The following is a 14815-nucleotide window of genomic DNA, read 5'->3' as shown; positions in this document are numbered from 1 at the left end:
TCCCTTCACCTTTGGTCCGTCTGTGTACCCTGCCCGGCAGCAGGTTATACTGCCGCGCATTTTTTTACCTGGGCGTGTCGGTCGTTTTTTCTCGATACGCGCTGTTTCCGCCCCGCCAAGAGGACGCGCTGCATGACCGTGATCAAGCAAGACGACCTGATACAAAGCGTTGCCGACGCTTTGCAGTTCATCTCCTACTACCACCCCGTCGACTTCATTCAGGCGATGCATGAAGCCTACCTGCGCGAAGAGTCGCCGGCAGCCCGCGACTCCATGGCCCAGATTCTGATCAACTCACGGATGTGCGCAACCGGTCATCGCCCGATCTGCCAGGACACCGGGATCGTCACGGTATTCGTCCGTGTGGGCATGGATGTGCGCTGGGATGGCGCCACCATGAGCCTGGACGACATGATCAACGAAGGCGTTCGTCGTGCCTATAACCTGCCCGAGAACGTGCTGCGTGCTTCGATCCTTGCCGACCCGGCAGGTTCCCGGAAAAACACCAAGGACAATACCCCGGCGGTCATCCACTACTCCATCGTCCCCGGAGACAAGGTCGAGGTTGACGTGGCGGCCAAGGGTGGCGGTTCGGAAAACAAGTCGAAGATGGCCATGCTCAACCCGTCCGACTCCATCGTCGACTGGGTGCTGAAGACCGTGCCGACGATGGGCGCCGGCTGGTGCCCGCCGGGCATGCTCGGCATCGGTATCGGCGGTACTGCGGAGAAAGCCGCCGTGATGGCCAAGGAAGTCCTGATGGACCCGATCGACATCCACGAGCTGAAGGCCCGCGGCCCGCAGAACCGCATCGAAGAGCTGCGTCTTGAGCTGTTCGAGAAGGTCAATCAGCTGGGCATCGGTGCCCAGGGCCTGGGCGGTCTGACCACGGTCCTCGACGTGAAGATCATGGATTACCCGACCCACGCCGCCTCGCTGCCGGTGTGCATGATCCCCAACTGCGCGGCCACCCGCCATGCGCACTTCGTGCTCGACGGCTCCGGCCCGGCCAGCCTCGAGGCACCGCCGCTGGACGCCTACCCGGAAATCGTCTGGGAAGCCGGCCCGAGCGCCCGTCGCGTCAACCTCGACACCGTCACCCCGGAAGAAGTGCTGAGCTGGAAGCCGGGCGAGACGCTGCTGCTCAACGGCAAGATGCTCACCGGCCGCGACGCCGCCCACAAGCGCATGGTGGACATGCTGAACAAGGGCGAAGAGCTGCCAGTGGACCTCAAGGGCCGCTTCATCTACTACGTCGGCCCGGTCGATCCGGTCGGCGATGAAGTGGTCGGCCCGGCCGGCCCCACCACCGCCACCCGCATGGACAAATTCACTCGCCAGATCCTGGAAAGCACGGGCCTGCTGGGCATGATCGGCAAGTCCGAGCGCGGCCCGATCGCCATCGAGGCGATCAAGGACAACAAGGCCGTGTACCTGATGGCGGTCGGTGGCGCCGCCTATCTGGTCGCCCAGGCGATCAAGGCGTCGAAGACCATCGCCTTCCCGGAGCTGGGCATGGAAGCGATCTACGAGTTCGACGTGAAGGACATGCCGGTGACCGTGGCGGTCGACACCAACGGCGAGTCGGTTCACACCACGGGCCCGCAAATCTGGCAGAAGAAGATCGCCGAGAGCCTGGCCGTCGAAGTGCAGTAACTCGACGATAAGCGGTACCGCAAAAAAAGCCCGGCCATTGGCCGGGCTTTTTTGTTTGCGGGCATGCGCTCAGCGGTTGAAGCGCTCGACCAGCGCACGCAAGCCACGCGCGGCGCCCTCCAGCTCGCGGCCACGCTGCATGGTCAGCTCCGCCTTGCTCACGTTGCTGTCGGTAGTAACGGCGATGCTGGTGACCTGGCGGGCGATGTCCTCGGCCACGTGGGCCTGCTCGTCGGCCGCAGCAGCCATCTGCTGGCTCATTCCGGTGATGCGATTGACCGCGTCGCGGATGCCCTGCAGTGCTTGCTGCGCTTCGATGACCTGCGCCAATCCCTGGGTCGCCTCCTTGTCACCGACCTGGGCGATAGCGACCGCTTCGTCGGCCTTGCTCGTCAACGACTGGATGATGGCCTGGATCTGCTGGGTGGAATCGCGGGTCTTGCTGGCCAGCGCACGCACCTCGTCCGCCACGACGGCGAATCCCCGGCCCTGCTCACCGGCACGCGCGGCTTCGATCGCGGCGTTGAGCGCCAGCAGATTGGTCTGCTCGGCGATGCTCTGAATCATGCCGGCCGCGGACATGATCTGCTGGGTCTCGCCGGCCAGCTCATTCACCGCATTGCCGATGTTGGTGACCGTCCGGGCCAGCATCTCCATGGCCTGGCGCGAGCTCGAGGCGACGCGATCGCCGTCGTCAGCCAGCGCGTTGGCCGTGGTGGCTTCCTCGGCGGTCTGCTGGACATGGCTCGCGACTTCAGTGATCGAGGCCGTCATCTCGGTGACAGCGGTGGCAGTCATGTCGGTTTCGCCGCGCTGTTGACGCAGGTCGTTCTCGGTCTGGCTGGCGAGGGTATAGGTCTCAGCCGAGGCGCTGGCAACCTGGCCGGCGAGGTCCGAGAGCCGGGTCAGCGCGGTGCGCAAGCGCGCATCCTCACTGACCAGCGCCATTTCGAGCCGAGCGGCATTTCCGTAGTTCTGCGTATAGGTCAGGGCGACGACGGGGTCGGTAAAGGCCTCTGGCACGCGGTCGAGTATCTGTTGCAAGCGCCGCTCCGACGCGAAATGACAGCTCAGGCCCAGCGCGAAGAACAGCCCCAGCAGCGCGACGAACTCTACGGCCGGTGGCAGCCAGAACATGCCCGCCGCAGCGACCAGCGACGCCCCGACCGGCAGCGCCAGCATCTTGGCCCAGCCCGTGATGCGACGACCGAGGGACACGGCCGGCTGACCGGCACGCAGCCGCTCGTACAACGCACTGGCCTGGGCGACCTGCTCGGCGGTCGGCTTGACCCGCACCGACTCGAAGCCGGTGAGCTTGCCATCGTCGAGAATGGGCGTGACGTAGGCGCTGACCCAGTAGAAATCGCCGTTCTTGCAGCGGTTCTTGACCACGCCCATCCAGCTTTTCCCGGCTTTCAGGTAGCCCCACATGGCCTCGAAGACGACCGGCGGCATGTCCGGATGGCGTACTAGGTTGTGAGGGCTGCCGATCAGCTCCTCGCGCGAATAGCCGCTGATCGAGACGAACTCGTCGTTGCAATAGAGGATCTTGCCATGCGTGTCGGTCGCAGAGATCAGTCGTTGATGCGCCGGAAAACTCCGCTCTGTGTTACTTACCGGGCCATTGTTTCTCATCGTCGCGATCCCCGTGATGGCGATTTAATTCTCATAGACTCGCCGGTCACGGCGAATTGAACTGCTAAGAGAATCGGACGCTACGGGGTTAACTTGAGTTGTCCGCCAAGAAATTTAACGGGCTCCAGACCAACGAGCTGCCAGGCATTCCGCGGGGGCTACCAGAAGCATTAGCGCGCCGCGCGCCGAGCCTCGAGATAGAGCGCTTCGACCTTTGCCCGGGCCCAGGGCGTCTTGCGCAGGAACTTCAGGCTGGACTTGACGCTGGGCTCGTTGTGAAAGCAGCGGACGTCGATCCGCTCGGCCAGCCCCGCCCAGCCGAAGCGCGCGTGCAGGTCGATCAGGATGGCTTCCAGCGTGATGCCGTGAAGGGGGTCGTTTGGTGAGGGCATGGCTGTGCTCTGCAGGGAAACGGATCGCCGAACTCCGTCGAGCGGCCATGCGAAGCGCCGCACCACCGCCACGGTTCCGGCATGGCCTGAAGCGGTCGCCTCAGGCCAGGCATCTTACAGGCTGATGCGGGTGCCGAGCACGTCGAGGAAGGCTGCCAGCCAGCTCGGATGCGCCGGCCAGGCCGGCGCGGTGACCAGGTTGCCATCCGTATGCGCCTTGTCGACGCCGATCTCGACGAAATCGCCCCCGGCCAGTTTCACTTCGGGTGCACAGGCCGGATAGGCGCTGCACGCACGCCCCTGAAGCACACCCGCGGCGGCGAGCAGCTGCGGGCCGTGACAAACGGCGGCGATCGGCTTCTTCGCTTCGTCGAATGCGCGCACCAGTGCGATCACACGCTCATCGAGCCGCAGGTATTCAGGTGAACGTCCACCCGGCACGACGAGGGCGTCATAGTCCTCGGCGCGTACGGCATCGAAATCGAAATTGAGGGCGAAATTGTGGCCCGGCTTCTCGCTGTAGGTCTGGTCGCCTTCGAAATCGTGAATGGCGGTTCGCACGGTGTCGCCGGCCTTCTTGTCCGGGCACACGGCATGGACGCTGTGCCCAACCATCTGCAGCGCCTGGAAGGGCACCATGGTTTCGTAGTCTTCGACATAGTCGCCAACCAGCATCAGGATCTTTTTCGCAGCCATGAGAACACTCCTCTTCGGTTGAATGAATCGCCGCCAGACAGGGCTAGCCGCTTCGATTGAAGATGTTGATCACCAGCCGGTCGAGCAGCCCCCACAGTCGCTGATACATCCGCTGACGCAGCGGACGCGCGTGCCAACGCTGCAAATCGATCTCCCGGCTCTGCTCGAAGTCGCACTCGAAGCTGTGCGCCACGGCGGCGCTCAACTGCGCGTCGACCGCTTCGAGATTGGCCTCCAGGTTCCAGCGCAGGTTCCAGTGATCGAAATTGCACGAGCCGACGCTCACCCAGTCGTCGACGAGCACCATCTTCAAGTGCACGAAGTGTGGTCGATATTCGAAGATTCGCACGCCCGCGCGCAGCAGGCGTGGGTAATAGCGCTGCCCCGCATAGCGGATCGAGGGGTGATCGGTGTTGCGACTGGTCAGCAACAGGCGCACCTCGACCCCGCGACGCGCCGCGCGCATCAATTCGCGCCGAACCCGCCCAGTCGGCAAGAAATAGGGGGTCGCCAGGAATATGCGTCGCTCGGCGCGCCGCAGCTGACGCAACAGACTGTAGAGGATGTCCCGATGCTGACGTGCCGCGGCATAGGCGACACGACCGGCCCCGTCGCGTACATCGGGGCGGGCTGGAATCTTCGGCAAGCGCTGGGGCAAGGGCATCTGCCAGACCCGGCGCTTGAGACATTGCGCCCACTGCGTCTCGAACAGGCGGCGCCAGTCAGCGACCAGCGGCCCGCTCACCTCCACCATCACCTCATGCCAGTGATTTTCCGGCTGCTGCGGGTTCCAGAACTCATCGGTCACACCGGCACCGCCGACGAAACACCAGGTGTCGTCGATCAGGATCAGCTTGCGATGATCGCGGTGCAGGTTGCGGAATTTCAGCCGCAACCGCAGCGGATTGTACTGGCGCAGATCGACCCCCGCGTCGCGCAGACGTTGGCGGGAACGCTGACCGAGCTTCAAACAGCCGAAACCATCGAACAGGCAGCGGACCTGCACGCCCCGCTCCGCCGCGGCGACCAGCGATGCGATCACGCGCTCGGCGCACAGGCCGTCCTCGACCAGATAAAGCTCGATGTCAACGCTTCGTTCGGCCTCGTCGATACGCTGAAGAATGCGCGGAAAGAACTGGGGGCCGTCCACTGAGAGGTGAAACCGGTTGCCGTGCTGCCAGGAAAAGACTTCCCCGTTCTTCATCAAGGCTGCCGACGTGGGCGCAGCAGCCTGATGCGATTCAGGCAGAGGGGGCGTGAAGCGAGAAGACATTCGGTTCCTTGTCCCGGCGGGACGGCGTTCGCGTTACGTTAGCGGACCTTCGGCATGGCGCCCAGTGCGATCATGCACGCCCCTTAGGCGCACGGACGCCTGCCGGAGTTCCACCTCGGCGTCTCAGTCTTCCGGCGCCCCGAACGCCGCCACCGCCTGTGCCAACCGTCGAGCCTGAGCGGCGCGTGCCAGGTCGAGAATGCGCCGATCGCGCTGCCACAGACGTGCCCAGTGCGGCGGGCCACTCGCCAGCGCGGCGTCCAGGCTCGGTTGCAGCGCCTCGAACTGCGCCTGAATCCCGGCCAGCAACAGATGCGTCGCCGGTGCCGAGGGCGACAGCGTGGCCACCTCCGCCGCGGCGGGCAGCAATCCCAGCAACCGCAGCTGCAGGTCCTGCGGCCATCGGCACTCCAGGGCGAGCCCATGGAGCCAGCTGACGAGCGCAGCGAGCACATGAAGATCCTCGAGCGTGCGAAAGGGTTTGATGAAGTCATCCCAACCGTCCCCCTCAAGGACTTTGGCCGGGGCGTGGTCCAGCCGCAGGCGGGCATGGGGAATGTCCGGCACCAGCGGCAGCGGTGCAACGGGCTCGAGCGTCACGCCAGCGGCACCGGTCTCGACCAGATACAGGCTCAGCCGCGGCGAGTGCCCCGGAGCCTCATCGCGCGCGGCCACGAGTAACCATCCGGCAGCCGGCCCCGCCGTGACGTAATCCTTGGCGCCGCTGATGCCGCCCTCCGTGAAGCGAGTCTGCATGTCTGCCGGGCGCAGCGAGCGCTGCTCCGTCGCGCACAGCGCCCCTAGCCCCGGGGGCGCCGAGGGCCAAAGCCGGCGCAGCGCGGCCTGATAGCCGGCCAGAAAAGCCAACCCCGGCGTAGCCGCAAGCCGCCCGCCACGCATTGCCGACGTGAGGGTGTCGCACCCGGTACAGCGCGCCTGCACCTGGGCGAACCAGCCGTCGAGCTCAGCCGGTTCCGGCAGGCGTTCGACGGGCGCCAAGAACCATGACCAATCCATATTTCACACTCCGTGAACCCTGTCAGCTCCGTACCCTTTGCCGTCATCCAAGCATCACCATTTGGTAACCGCCGTGACATTGCGGCTGCCTAGCCTGAGCCGGCAATCACCCGATTGACGGAACGCCCAACATAATAACCACGCGCTCCGAATGCATTGCCATCGCCAATGGCTGACCAGGAGACAGAAGCATGACCACCCTCGAATTTCCCCGCATGACCCGGCGCCTGCAGGGCGAACGCCTGTACGGCCAGGACGCGCTGCGTGAAGCCCAGGCGCTGCGCTATCAGGTCTTCAGCAGCGAATTCGGCGCGCGATTGGAAGGGGCCGAAACAGGCTTGGATCACGATGACTTTGATCCCTACTGCCATCACATCGGCGTCCGGGACATGGACAGCGGCATGCTGGTCGCCACGACACGCCTGCTCGACAGTCCCACCGCCGCACGCCTGGGGCGCTTCTATAGCGAAGGCGAATTCAACCTGCAGGGCCTGGCGGAGCTGGACGCACCGATCCTCGAGATCGGCCGGACGTGCGTCCATCCGGCCTACCGCAACGGCGCGACCATCGCCGTGCTCTGGGCGGAACTGGCCGAGGCGATGAACCAGGGCGGCTACCGCTACCTCATGGGGTGTGCCAGCATTCCGATGCGCGACGGCGGCATCCAGGCGCTGGCCGTCATGCAGCGCTTGCGTGAGCGATACCTGTCGACCGATCTGCTGCATGCGCGACCGAAAAATCCATTGCCATCGCTGGAGCTGCCGGAAAACGTCACCGCAGAGATTCCGGCCCTACTGAAAGCCTACATGCGCCTTGGCGCGAAGATCTGTGGCGAGCCCTGCTGGGACCCGGATTTCCAGGTGGCGGACGTGTTCATCCTGCTCAAGCGGGACGAGCTTTGCCCGCGCTACGCCCGTCACTTCAAGGCTGCGGTCTGATGCGCCGGCTGCGCACCCTCGTCCGCCTGGCGCGGTTGGCCGGGGTGATCGCCATCGGTCTGTCACTCGCTTGCGGCCTGAGCCTGCGCGCGCGGCTCGGACGGCCCGCGCCGCAGGCAACAAGACAGCGACTATGCCAGTGGTTTCTAGCCCGCCTGACCGCAGCGCTGCCGGTCGAGGTCCGGTTGACCGGCGAGCGCCCTACCCGACCGATGCTGTGGCTTGCCAATCACCAGTCCTGGAGCGACATCCCGCTGCTGGGCATGCTCGTGCCCATGACCTTCCTTGCCAAAGCGGAGGTCCGCCAATGGCCCTTGCTTGGCTGGCTCGCCGCGCAGGCCGGCACGCGCTTCATCCAGCGCGGCCAGGGGGATACGCTGGCGCTCGGCCGCCAGCTGGGCGACCACCTGCGCCAGGGCCGTAACCTGCTGATCTTTCCAGAAGGCACGACCACGGACGGCACCAGCCTGCGACCCTTCCATCCTCGTCTGCTGGCCTGTGCCGTGGAGACCGCGACGCCGATCCAGCCGGTGGCAATCCGCTATTTGCGCGACGGACAACCCGACCCCATCGCACCTTTTGTCGGTGACGACGACCTGCTGTCCCACCTGTTTCGGCTGATGTCTCGCGACCGCGCCATCGTCGAGATTCACCTACTCCCACCGATCGACACCACAACGATGGAGCGCAGCCGGCTCGGCCGGCTCTGCCATGCGCAGATCCACGAGGTGCTTTTCGGCGAGCCGCCCGCCCTGCGCCAGGCCGCCTGATGCAAGCCTGACGCAAGGAAGCGCTGCTAAACTGGCCCGCATGAACTATCTCGCGCACCTACACCTTGGCGGTACGCAGCCGGGCGAGCTGCTGGGCAGCCTCTACGGCGACTTCGTCAAGGGGCCGTTGCAGGGTCGCTGGCCGGCGGACATCGAGGCTGGAATCCGCCTGCATCGACAGATCGACGCCTATACCGACAGCCACCCGCTGGTGCTTCAGGCCAAGCAGCGCTTCGCCCGGGACCGGCGTCGCTACGCGGGTATCCTCGTCGATCTGTTCTTCGATCATTGCCTGGCGGTCCACTGGCACGACTATGCCGACGAGCCCCTGCCGCGCTTTACCGCACGGGTCTATCAAGTGCTCGAGGCGCAAGCCGAACTGCCCGGCACGCTGGCGATGATCGCCCCGCGCATGGCGGCGCAGGACTGGCTGGGCAGCTACCGCGAATTCGGTGTCATGGAGCGGGTGGTCGGCAACATGAGCCGAAGGCTGTCCCGCCCGGAAGGCCTGGCCGGCGGCGCAGCCGACCTGGAGCAGCTCTACCAACCGCTCCAGGCAGACTTCCGCGCCTTCTATCCCGAACTCATCGCGTTCGTGGCAGGCGCCAAGCGGGACAATCAGCTGTCGTAGCCGGGGCTTTGCTGGTCGAGCTTGCGCAGCAGTGCCGGCCAGGCCAACGCTCCGCCCATCCCACCCTTGCTCCGTGTCACGCCGGCGGCCATTGCCTTGGCACCCGCGAGGATCTGCTGCGGGATCGGGATCAGCTCGGCACCGCCCGCCTGGGCCATGACCTGCACCTCGCAGGCGCGCTGGAAAGTGAACATCATCAGAAAGGTGTCGGGCACGCTGGGCCCACAGGTCATCAGGCCGTGGTTATGCAAGAGCATGAAGCCGGTTTCGCCGAGGTCGGCCTGCAACCGCGCCTTTTCCTCGTGATTCAGGGCCACGCCCTCATAGGCGTGAGTCGACAGGCTGGCAAGGACGAACAGCGACTGCTGGCTGATCGGCAACAGTCCCTGCCGTTGTGCAGACACGGCCACGCCGGCGGCCGTGTGGGTATGCATCACGCAGGCGACGTCGTGGCGAACCTCGTGCACCGCACTGTGGATGGTGTAGCCGGCCGGATTGATGTCGTAGGGCGTGTCCATCAGCTTGTTCCCGGCCAGATCGATTTTCACCAGACTGGACGCGGTGATCTCATGGAACATCAGCCCATAGGGATTGATCAGGAACTCGTCGGTATCGGGAATCTTTGCCGAGATATGGGTAAAGATGAGGTCATCCCAACCATGCAGTGCGACCAGCCGGTAACAGGCCGCCAGATCGACCCGCGCCTGCCATTCGGCGGGGCTGACCTGATGCTTGAGCGAAGGAATCGTTTGCAGAGCAGTCACGCGGCACCTCTTTTATCGTTATTGTCGACTCGACTGAGTCTAGCGAGGCTGCCGCGCCGGGGAAGTTGCCTTTCCAGCCAGGCTGATGGCCGGAGAGGACAGACTCAAGCGCGCAAGGCTTGGGCGAAGCGCTCGAGCCAAGGCTCGGCGTCGGTTTGTGGCGTCACCGTCTCGCTGGCATCCAGGCGCAGCATCTCCACCACTTCGCGAACGCCGAGCTCGGCATAGAGTTCGCGAATCAATTCGCCGGCGCCGCAGAAGGTGTCGCCATAGCTGGCGTCGCCCAGCGCGATGACACCGCCAGGCAAGCCCTGCCACGCCGGATACTGATCGCGGATCGCGGTGTACAGCGGGACGAGATTGTCCGGCAACTCACCCATGCCAGTGGTGGCGGTAACGACCAACAGGGCCTCTGGGCCGAACTCGACGAGCTGCGCCAGTTGCGCCCGCGGGGCGTGCCAGGCTTCGAAGCCTGCGGCCTTCAACGTTTCAGCGGCATGGTGGGCAACGTCTTCGGCGGTGCCATAGACCGTGCCGGAGAGAATGGCGATTTTCATGGGAAGCTCCCTTGCGAATTCAGCCACGCATTATGCCGCATTCGACACATTTGCCTGCCCCGGCCGGAACTACACTCGCCAGATTCGGCGCGCATCTGACCGTCTGCCGAGGGAACCTGCCGGCAAACTGGCTGTCGCAGCCCGCGTCGGCAATACTTCCTACTGTCTACCTGCTGATCGAGGCGCACCGTAGCGGCAACGGTGCATCGGGTATGACTGGCCGCCTGGTAAAGGGACATCGAAATGGCGGATAAAATCGAGCTGAGCAGCGCCGAACTGGCGTACATCAACGAGTTGGTCAACAGTTCGCGCGCACGCGCCGAACCCGGTGAATCCCGTGCCGGTTTCCGGATCGACGGCGGCGACCGGGCCAATGCCCTGCTGTTGCAACTGGCCGCCAAGGCCAACCTGACGCTCGAGGCCGAGCTGGAGGACTATTGCATGTCCTTTCCGCTGCAGCTGACCGAGGACGAGTTCCATAGCCTGACCATGCAGCTGGCCCCTCCCACCATCTATGAGCGTGGCCCGGTGTTGCGCGCCTGGCGCCTGCACCTCGAGGAGCCGTTGCCACTGCTGTCGACCAACGGGGACAAGACCGCCCTGAGCGTCCACGAACTGTCGCCGAACGGCCTGGTGGTCGACAGCGGTCCGAAACAGGCGCCCAAGCACCTGCACCTGCGCCTGGCCCTGCCGGGTAACGAGTCGCTGGAAGTCGACGGCTGGCGGATTCGCGATACCGAAGATGGCATGACCGCCTACGAAGTCGAATATCCGAAGGGCAAGGATGCCGAACGCATCCGATCCTACCTCTACGAACAGCACCAGCGTTTGCACCCCGAGCTCCAACCCGAACTGCCACAGCCGCTCCCGCCCGAGGACAGTTGACGGCGGCGAATCGAGCAGCCGACCGCCGCCGCGGTGTAAGCTGACCGCCATCGTCGCCCGGGCGCACCTTCCGGGCGCCCATCGGCAATCAGCGGACCCCCATGAGCCAAGCCAACGCCCCCATCCTCATCACCGGCGCCGGCCAGCGTATCGGCCTGCATTGCGCCGAACGACTGCTCGACGCCGGCCAGCCGGTCATCATCAGCTATCGCTCTCATCGCCCCGGCGTGGACCGTCTGCGCGAGCGCGGCGCGACCACCTTGCACGCCGACTTTTCCGGCGCCGAGGGCATCATGGCGTTCATCGAGGCTCTGCGGGAGCAGACCCCGGCCCTGCGCGCCATCGTCCATAACGCCTCTGGCTGGCAGCGCGAAGAAGCCGGTCGCGAGGCCGAGGTCTTCCAGCGCATGTTCGAAGTGCACATGCTCGCGCCGTACCTGATCAACCTGCACTGCGCCGACCTGCTGCGCCACGGTGGGCCGGCGGACATAGTGCACATCAGCGACGACGTCACCCGTGCCGGCAGCAAGAAGCACATCGCCTATGCGGCCAGCAAGGCCGGGCTGGACAACCTCACCCTGTCCTTCGCCGCCAGCCTGGCGCCGGCTATCAAGGTCAACGGCATCGCGCCGGCCTTGATCCAGTTCAACGAAGGCGACGACGAGGCTTACCGGCGCAAGGCGCTGGCCAAGTCGGCCCTGGGCATCGAGCCGGGCGCCGAGGTGATCTACCAGAGCCTGCGCTACCTGCTCGATAATCCCTACGTCACGGGAACCACACTGGCCGTCAACGGCGGTCGCCACCTTGTCTGATCAGAGGGAACCTCATGCCTCGACTCGAACCGGCCATGGCGCGCATCCGCGTCAAGGACCTGCGCCTGCGCACCTACATCGGCATCAAGGAAGATGAAATCCGCAACAAGCAGGACGTGCTCATCAACCTGACCATGCTTTATCCAGCCGCCGAGGCGGTGCGCGACAACGACATCGAGCACGCCCTGAACTACCGCACCATCACCAAGGCAATCATCCAGCACGTCGAGGACAATCGCTTCGCGCTGCTCGAGCGACTCACGCAGGAAATCCTCGATCTGGTCATGCGCTACGACCAGGTGCGCTATGCCGAAGTGGAAGTCGACAAGCCGCACGCCTTGCGCTTCGCCGAATCGGTATCGATTACGCTCGCCGCGCACCGCGACTGAGCAGCCGCGGTGGCCCGTAGCCGTCGTTCAGCCGGGCGATGGCTGGCAGCGGGTCACAGGCGAAGGTTATGATCCGAGCACGTCTGCAACGCCGAGACTCACGAGATGAATGATCAAGAACGCACCGAACTCGAAGCTGCTGCCTTTCGGCGCCTGGTTCAGCACCTGCGCAGCCGCCCCGACGCGCAAAACATCGACCTGATGAACCTGGCCGGCTTCTGTCGCAACTGCCTGTCGAAGTGGTACAAGGCGGCGGCCGACGACCTGGAGATCGACGTCAGCATCGACCAGGCCCGCGAGGAGGTGTACGGCATGCCCTACGCCGAATGGAAGAAGCGCTACCAGAAAGAGGCGACGCCTGAACAGCAGGCCGCCTTCGAGAAGAGTCAGAAATCATGAGTGATCTACGGCAGTTTCGCGCCCGTCTGCGCGACGAGAACCATCCGTTCAGCGATACGCTCGCTTACATCACCAACACCTACGAGTACCGGCCAACCCGGTTCGTCAACGGCGAAGTAGAAAACGCGGCGGGAGAAAACGAAGGGTCGTGCAAGGTCCTGGGGATGGCCATCCTCGAAGCCTTCTCCGACGAAGAGGCGCTACTGGCCTTTGGCGAGCACTATCGCTCCGTGCTGGACAACCCCGCCGGCCAGGACCACAGCAATATCCGCGCGCTCATGGAAACGGGCCTGCAGGGCGTACGCTTCGACCAGCAACCACTGACACGCAAATCCTGAATAAAAAAAGGGCCGTCCAGGCACTTGGGGAAGGCTTGAAAGCGGACGGCCCTGAAACCAAAAAGGAGAAACTCGGCGGCAAGCCTAAGGCCCAGGCTTGCCGCCGGCCATTGGCTTAATCTGATCGGCTGCATAGCCGGCGCCTATCGCTGCGCTTGCGGACCTTCCCCCACCCCTTCAAAGCCGGTAAGGTCCGGGCCGGTCCCTAGCGAGAGAGCCTTCCGATGCCCATCACCGCCCTTTCCGGCCCGCAGTATCTGCGCGAAGGCCTGCGGCTGATCCTCAGCCCAGGGCTGCGTCTGTTCGTGATCCTGCCCGTCACGGTGAACCTGCTGTTGTTCGCCGGCCTGATCTACCTCGCGCTGCGCCAGTTCGACGGCTGGGTCGATACCTTCATGCCCAGCCTGCCGGAATGGCTGAGCTTCCTGGAATACCTCCTCTGGCCCCTGTTCGTCGCACTGGTGGTGCTCATGGTGTTCTTCACCTTCACCCTGCTGGCGAACATCATCGCGGCGCCGTTCAACGGCTTTCTGGCAGAGAAAGTCGAGACCGTGGCCCGCGGCGAGGACAGTTCACCGCCCTTCAGCTGGGCGGAACTGTTCGCCATGCTGCCGCGCACCTTGGGCCGCGAGGCCCGCAAGCTGGCCTACTTCGCACCGCGGGCGCTGGGTCTGCTGGTGCTTTCTTTCATTCCGGTGGCGAACATCGTGGCGGCGCCGCTGTGGTTGCTGTTCGGCATCTGGATGATGGCCGTGCAGTACATCGACTATCCGGCGGACAACAACAAGATGAGCTGGGCGGACATGATGGTCTGGCTGCGCCAGCGCCGCTGGAAGAGCCTGAGCTTCGGTGCGGTGACCTATGCGGCTTTGCTGGTGCCCGGGCTCAACCTGCTGATCATGCCCGCCGCGGTGGCAGGGGCGACGGTGTTCTGGGTGCGCGAGGGTGGCCAGAACCCGAACCTGCCCGTCAGGTCGAGGTGAACGGTGTGGGGGGCGGCTGTCTAGATACGGACAACCCGTTCTGACAGCCCAACCCGGGAGACCCGCCCATGGCGTTATCAGCCCTCGCGATCAACTGCACCCTCAAGGCCTCTGCGCAGCCTTCATCCTGTGAACTGCTGCTGAGCCAGGCCATGCAGGAGCTCTCCAGGCTCGGCGTGACCTGCGAACAGATCAGGGCCGTGGACTTCAACATCAAGCCCGGCGTGACCTCCGACGAGGGCAAAGGCGACGACTGGCCGATGATTCGCGACAAGGTACTTGCGGCCGACATCCTCATCCTGGGCACGCCGATCTGGCTTGGCCACCCGTCCAGCGTCTGCCAACGGGTACTGGAGCGGCTCGACGCCTTCATCGGCGAGCTGGATGACGAGCAACGGATGGTTTCGTACGGCCGGGTGGCCTGCGCCGCCGTGGTCGGGAATGAAGATGGCGCTCACCACGTCGTGGCGGAGCTGTTTCAGGGCCTCAATGACGTGGGCTTCAGCATCCCGGCCAATGGCTGCACCTACTGGGTCGGCCAGGCGATGGGGTCCACCGACTACAAGGATCTCGAAGACCCGGGCGAGAAAATCGCCAAGACCAACGCAATGCTGGCCCGCAACGCCGTGCACCTGGCCCGACTGCTCAAGGGTTCGGGCTACCCGGGCGCGTCTCAATGA

Annotated in this window: 18 protein-coding genes; 11 read left to right on the top strand and 7 right to left on the bottom strand. The window is 64.7% G+C overall.

Annotation, left to right across the window (positions count from 1 at the left end):
• The first annotated feature begins 132 nt into the window (after positions 1–132).
• Positions 133–1656, top strand: coding sequence for a fumarate hydratase (locus tag MST27_RS11390; protein WP_243606055.1), 1524 nt, complete (start codon positions 133–135; stop codon positions 1654–1656).
• 69 nt (positions 1657–1725) lie between these two features.
• Here MST27_RS11390 and MST27_RS11385 read toward each other — a convergent pair whose 3' ends face one another.
• The 5 genes from MST27_RS11385 to MST27_RS11365 all read right to left on the bottom strand — a co-directional run bounded on the left by MST27_RS11385 (position 1726) and on the right by MST27_RS11365 (position 6669).
• Positions 1726–3291: a methyl-accepting chemotaxis protein gene (locus MST27_RS11385; RefSeq protein WP_243606054.1), complete on the bottom strand. Its 1566-nt coding sequence runs from the start codon at positions 3289–3291 to the stop codon at positions 1726–1728.
• Positions 3292–3461: 170 nt separating this feature from the next.
• Complete coding sequence (locus MST27_RS11380; RefSeq protein ID WP_243606053.1) at positions 3462–3683, bottom strand: VF530 family protein; 222 nt, start codon at positions 3681–3683, stop codon at positions 3462–3464.
• 114 nt (positions 3684–3797) lie between these two features.
• The gene (locus MST27_RS11375; RefSeq protein ID WP_243606052.1) at positions 3798–4379 is read right to left on the bottom strand and encodes a DJ-1/PfpI family protein; all 582 of its coding nucleotides are present in this window, start codon (positions 4377–4379) and stop codon (positions 3798–3800) included.
• Positions 4380–4422: 43 nt separating this feature from the next.
• On the bottom strand, positions 4423–5583 hold the full coding sequence (locus tag MST27_RS11370; RefSeq protein ID WP_243606073.1) for a phospholipase D-like domain-containing protein: 1161 nt from the start codon (positions 5581–5583) through the stop codon (positions 4423–4425).
• A gap of 192 nt (positions 5584–5775) precedes the next feature.
• Positions 5776–6669 carry an acyl-CoA dehydrogenase middle domain-containing protein gene (locus MST27_RS11365; RefSeq protein ID WP_243606051.1) on the bottom strand — a complete coding sequence of 298 codons (894 nt, stop codon included), beginning with the start codon at positions 6667–6669 and terminating at the stop codon, positions 5776–5778.
• Between the two features lie 191 nt (positions 6670–6860).
• Here MST27_RS11365 and olsB point away from each other — a divergent pair, with 191 nt between their 5' ends.
• Genes olsB through MST27_RS11350 form a run of 3 tightly spaced genes read left to right on the top strand, consistent with a single transcriptional unit; the run spans position 6861 to position 9008 of the window.
• On the top strand, positions 6861–7607 hold the full coding sequence (gene olsB, locus MST27_RS11360; protein WP_243606050.1) for an L-ornithine N(alpha)-acyltransferase: 747 nt from the start codon (positions 6861–6863) through the stop codon (positions 7605–7607).
• Positions 7607–8377, top strand: a complete 771-nt coding sequence (locus tag MST27_RS11355) for a lysophospholipid acyltransferase family protein (protein ID WP_275973176.1) — start codon at positions 7607–7609, stop codon at positions 8375–8377. The genes olsB and MST27_RS11355 overlap by 1 nt, the downstream gene beginning before the upstream one ends.
• 40 nt (positions 8378–8417) lie before the next feature.
• Entirely contained in the window at positions 8418–9008 is a 591-nt protein-coding gene (locus MST27_RS11350) for an acyl carrier protein phosphodiesterase (protein WP_243606049.1), read from the top strand.
• Here MST27_RS11350 and MST27_RS11345 read toward each other — a convergent pair.
• On the bottom strand, positions 8996–9772 hold the full coding sequence (locus tag MST27_RS11345; protein WP_243606048.1) for a class II aldolase/adducin family protein: 777 nt from the start codon (positions 9770–9772) through the stop codon (positions 8996–8998). The two genes, MST27_RS11350 and MST27_RS11345, sit on opposite strands and share 13 nt — an antisense overlap.
• A 104-nt stretch (positions 9773–9876) precedes the next feature.
• Positions 9877–10329 carry a flavodoxin gene (locus MST27_RS11340; protein ID WP_243606047.1) on the bottom strand — a complete coding sequence of 151 codons (453 nt, stop codon included), beginning with the start codon at positions 10327–10329 and terminating at the stop codon, positions 9877–9879.
• 243 nt (positions 10330–10572) lie between these two features.
• On the opposite strand from MST27_RS11340, the gene MST27_RS11335 reads away from it, so the two are divergent.
• The 7 genes from MST27_RS11335 (at position 10573) to MST27_RS11305 (ending at position 14815) form a co-directional block, all read left to right on the top strand.
• A complete protein-coding gene (locus MST27_RS11335; RefSeq protein ID WP_243606046.1) occupies positions 10573–11214 on the top strand; it encodes a PilZ domain-containing protein in 642 nt (213 codons plus the stop codon).
• 101 nt (positions 11215–11315) lie between these two features.
• The gene (gene folM / locus MST27_RS11330; protein ID WP_243606045.1) at positions 11316–12026 is read left to right on the top strand and encodes a dihydromonapterin reductase; all 711 of its coding nucleotides are present in this window, start codon (positions 11316–11318) and stop codon (positions 12024–12026) included.
• 14 nt (positions 12027–12040) lie between these two features.
• A complete protein-coding gene (gene folX, locus MST27_RS11325; protein WP_243606044.1) occupies positions 12041–12415 on the top strand; it encodes a dihydroneopterin triphosphate 2'-epimerase in 375 nt (124 codons plus the stop codon).
• 105 nt (positions 12416–12520) lie between these two features.
• Positions 12521–12814, top strand: coding sequence for a DUF1244 domain-containing protein (locus MST27_RS11320; RefSeq protein WP_243606043.1), 294 nt, complete (start codon positions 12521–12523; stop codon positions 12812–12814).
• Positions 12811–13152: a HopJ type III effector protein gene (locus tag MST27_RS11315; RefSeq protein ID WP_243606042.1), complete on the top strand. Its 342-nt coding sequence runs from the start codon at positions 12811–12813 to the stop codon at positions 13150–13152. The genes MST27_RS11320 and MST27_RS11315 overlap by 4 nt, the downstream gene beginning before the upstream one ends.
• A gap of 224 nt (positions 13153–13376) precedes the next feature.
• Complete coding sequence (cysZ, locus tag MST27_RS11310; protein ID WP_243606041.1) at positions 13377–14135, top strand: sulfate transporter CysZ; 759 nt, start codon at positions 13377–13379, stop codon at positions 14133–14135.
• A 68-nt stretch (positions 14136–14203) separates the two neighbouring features.
• Entirely contained in the window at positions 14204–14815 is a 612-nt protein-coding gene (locus MST27_RS11305; RefSeq protein ID WP_243606040.1) for a flavodoxin family protein, read from the top strand.

Source organism: Stutzerimonas marianensis (assembly GCF_022810315.1).
GTDB classification, from domain to species: Bacteria; Pseudomonadota; Gammaproteobacteria; order Pseudomonadales; family Pseudomonadaceae; genus Stutzerimonas; species Stutzerimonas marianensis.
This window is presented reverse-complemented; position numbering and strand designations above follow the sequence as displayed.

Bases quoted from the DNA above. Each gene is read 5' to 3' on its own strand.
- MST27_RS11390 (WP_243606055.1), top strand. From the start codon at position 133: ATGACCGTGATCAAGCAAGACGACCTGATACAAAGCGTTGCCGACGCT.
- MST27_RS11385 (WP_243606054.1), bottom strand. From the start codon at position 3,291: ATGAGAAACAATGGCCCGGTAAGTAACACAGAGCGGAGTTTTCCGGCG.
- MST27_RS11380 (WP_243606053.1), bottom strand. From the start codon at position 3,683: ATGCCCTCACCAAACGACCCCCTTCACGGCATCACGCTGGAAGCCATC.
- MST27_RS11375 (WP_243606052.1), bottom strand. From the start codon at position 4,379: ATGGCTGCGAAAAAGATCCTGATGCTGGTTGGCGACTATGTCGAAGAC.
- MST27_RS11370 (WP_243606073.1), bottom strand. From the start codon at position 5,583: ATGAAGAACGGGGAAGTCTTTTCCTGGCAGCACGGCAACCGGTTTCAC.
- MST27_RS11365 (WP_243606051.1), bottom strand. From the start codon at position 6,669: ATGGATTGGTCATGGTTCTTGGCGCCCGTCGAACGCCTGCCGGAACCG.
- olsB (WP_243606050.1), top strand. From the start codon at position 6,861: ATGACCACCCTCGAATTTCCCCGCATGACCCGGCGCCTGCAGGGCGAA.
- MST27_RS11355 (WP_275973176.1), top strand. From the start codon at position 7,607: ATGCGCCGGCTGCGCACCCTCGTCCGCCTGGCGCGGTTGGCCGGGGTG.
- MST27_RS11350 (WP_243606049.1), top strand. From the start codon at position 8,418: ATGAACTATCTCGCGCACCTACACCTTGGCGGTACGCAGCCGGGCGAG.
- MST27_RS11340 (WP_243606047.1), bottom strand. From the start codon at position 10,329: ATGAAAATCGCCATTCTCTCCGGCACGGTCTATGGCACCGCCGAAGAC.
- MST27_RS11335 (WP_243606046.1), top strand. From the start codon at position 10,573: ATGGCGGATAAAATCGAGCTGAGCAGCGCCGAACTGGCGTACATCAAC.
- folM (WP_243606045.1), top strand. From the start codon at position 11,316: ATGAGCCAAGCCAACGCCCCCATCCTCATCACCGGCGCCGGCCAGCGT.
- folX (WP_243606044.1), top strand. From the start codon at position 12,041: ATGCCTCGACTCGAACCGGCCATGGCGCGCATCCGCGTCAAGGACCTG.
- MST27_RS11320 (WP_243606043.1), top strand. From the start codon at position 12,521: ATGAATGATCAAGAACGCACCGAACTCGAAGCTGCTGCCTTTCGGCGC.
- MST27_RS11315 (WP_243606042.1), top strand. From the start codon at position 12,811: ATGAGTGATCTACGGCAGTTTCGCGCCCGTCTGCGCGACGAGAACCAT.
- cysZ (WP_243606041.1), top strand. From the start codon at position 13,377: ATGCCCATCACCGCCCTTTCCGGCCCGCAGTATCTGCGCGAAGGCCTG.
- MST27_RS11305 (WP_243606040.1), top strand. From the start codon at position 14,204: ATGGCGTTATCAGCCCTCGCGATCAACTGCACCCTCAAGGCCTCTGCG.